This window comes from Bacteroides sp. NSJ-39 (assembly GCF_014287315.1).
Taxonomy (GTDB): Bacteria; Bacteroidota; Bacteroidia; order Bacteroidales; family Bacteroidaceae; genus Bacteroides; species Bacteroides finegoldii.
This window is the reverse complement of record NZ_JACOOB010000036.1, coordinates 1-1,655: the sequence shown is the minus strand read 5'-3', so window position 1 is coordinate 1,655 and position 1,655 is coordinate 1. Positions and strand designations below refer to the sequence as shown.

2 protein-coding genes are annotated in these 1,655 nt (G+C 48.2%); both read right to left on the bottom strand.

Annotated elements, in window-relative coordinates:
- The coding region (locus tag H8S63_RS19260; RefSeq protein ID WP_186927673.1) for a response regulator at positions 1–397 on the bottom strand (397 nt) is incomplete at its 3' end.
- Positions 390–1,655 (bottom strand): ATP-binding protein (locus tag H8S63_RS19255; RefSeq protein WP_186927672.1); only part of this gene is annotated, 1,266 nt, incomplete at its 5' end. The genes H8S63_RS19260 and H8S63_RS19255, both read right to left, overlap by 8 nt.

Below are 1,655 nucleotides of genomic sequence, written 5' to 3'. Positions count from 1 at the left end.
ATACAGGCATACGGCGTTGTCCTGCCTGACGTTCTTTCAGTATGGAACGGATCAGGGGGACAAGTTTATCCTCCACAAGCTGTTTGGGAATATAGTCTATCGAGCCGAGTTTCATGCTTTCCACGGCGGTATTAACTTCGGCGTAGTCGGTCATAATGATGAAGGGCTGCATCTTTCCCTCCTTTCGCATCCAGCACAAAAGGTCTATGCCACTGCCGTCAGGCAGACGCAGGTCGGCAACCACGATATCATTATCTGTTGCCTGTTGCAGATGTTTCTTCGCGGTTGAGAGGTGGTAAGCCTTCATATTGCGGTAGCCCTCCCGTGACAGCATATTGCAGACATATTCGCAATACACGATGTTGTCTTCCACCACAATTATTTTTGTCTTATCCATCTTCGTATTTTCTCCTTTCCTCTTCTGCCAACCGTATTATTTCCACTCCCTTATCCAGCACGGCAGTCACGGCATGGCTTAACGCTTCACCATCCGGGAGAGCATCGCCACGAAGCAATCCGTAAAGTACATTCAGCGGTTGGTCGGCACGGAGCACCTCCCACGAACTGCGCAGGTGGTGGATCAGGGAATCCAGCTTTTGCAGGTCTTTTTCTTTTGCTGCATCCCGTACCGCCTGCATTTCCTTTTCTGTTTCAGTTATCAACTTTTCCAGCATGACGGCTTCATTGCCATAGGACAATAAGGCGGAAAAGTCCGGTTTCCCGTCCGGTGTCGCTTTTATGGCACACCTGTCGGAAACCTCCATCAGTTCCGATATGGAGAACGGTTTGAACAGGCATCCGGCAAAGCCTTTTGCCAATAGTTCCCCTTTGTTACAACTGCCCGAAGCGGTTGCCACAACCACCGGGATTGTTGGTGAATTGCCCACGTTGGACGAACGCAACAGTTCCAGCAATTCGAAACCGTTTATATCGGGCATATTCAAGTCTGTCAGCAACAGGCTGTATTCTTTCTGGCGTATCATTTCCATCAGTGCCGCAGCATCGGTGCAAGTGTCGCAGTGTATTCCTTCTTGGGAATACATCTCTTTCAGCATCAGAAGTAATACCTCATCATTGTCAATGGCGACAACATCATGGAATTTATTGTTATGATAAACAGGTGTATTGCTTGTATATCCAAGCTGTTCTTCAGCTTCCTGCATAGAAATTTCAACTGTGAAACGACTGCCTTTCCCTTTCTTGCTGTCTAAACGGATTGTTCCGCCAAGCATCGACACAATATTACGCATTATGGCAAGCCCAAGCCCGAAACCCTCCTTTGCGGCGGCATTTGATAGACGTTCAAACGCACCGAACGCTTGTTTCTGTTCCTCTTCTGTCATGCCTGTACCTGTATCTTCAACGACCAGTGTCAGAACTCCATTATCATATTCAGTAATCAAAGAAACACCGCCTTCTTCTGTGAACTTGACAGCGTTTGACAGCAGGTTATTCCCGATTTGTATTATTCGCTCTTTGTCGGTCAATACAATGGCATCGTGTCCAGTCTTCACGGACAAGGACAGCCCTTTGTTCACGGCAACAGGCATGAACTCCGTTTCAAGTGTGTGCGTGATTGCTGAAATCCGGCAGGGTGACAGACGGGGCTGTTCCTTGCCGTTGTCCAGGCGGAAGAAGTCAAGCAAAGTGTTAAG